Origin of the sequence: Thioalkalivibrio sp. HK1 (genome assembly GCA_000583135.1) — a bacterium.
GTDB lineage: Bacteria > Pseudomonadota > Gammaproteobacteria > HK1 > HK1 > HK1.
On the sequence record JFBG01000111.1, the window covers coordinates 1 to 512 of the forward strand.

Sequence of the window (512 nt, forward strand, 5' to 3'; positions counted from 1 at the left end):
AACGCCTCGAACTATTCAAGCGCGCAAGAGATCACCGTCACCGGTTCTCACGATATCGATATCGTCGACGAAAGCGCCTTGATCACCCTTTCGGTCGATCAGGACATCGGCATCGTGGCCGCCGACGTGACTAAAAGCATCGCCGTCACCGACGACGATTCGCCCGGCACCCTGCTGATGCTGCCCTCGCCCTTGCAAGTGGTCGAAGGCGGACAACAAACCTTCATCGTGCGTTTGGGAACGGTGCCGACCGTGCCCAATGTCACCGTCGACCTGACCAAGACCAACCCTTCCGTCACCTTGGACCCCACCACCCTCTTTTTTACCGACAGTGATTGGAATGCAAGCCAAACCGTCACCGTTTCGGTCGCCCAAGACGACAACGCCGAGAACGGCACCGACACCATCGTCGGCACTTTCAACAACGGCGCCGGGAACTATGCAAGCGCTGCCAACCCCCAAGGGGCGGCGATCACTGTAACAACCTTGGACCGCCCGGGCGATATCGTCGT

At 59.2% G+C, this 512-nt stretch carries 1 protein-coding gene; it reads left to right on the top strand.

Going from position 1 to position 512, the window contains the following annotated elements; genetic code table 11:
• On the top strand, positions 1-512 hold a 512-nt coding region (locus BF99_RS23595), incomplete at both ends, for a hypothetical protein (protein ID WP_038099228.1).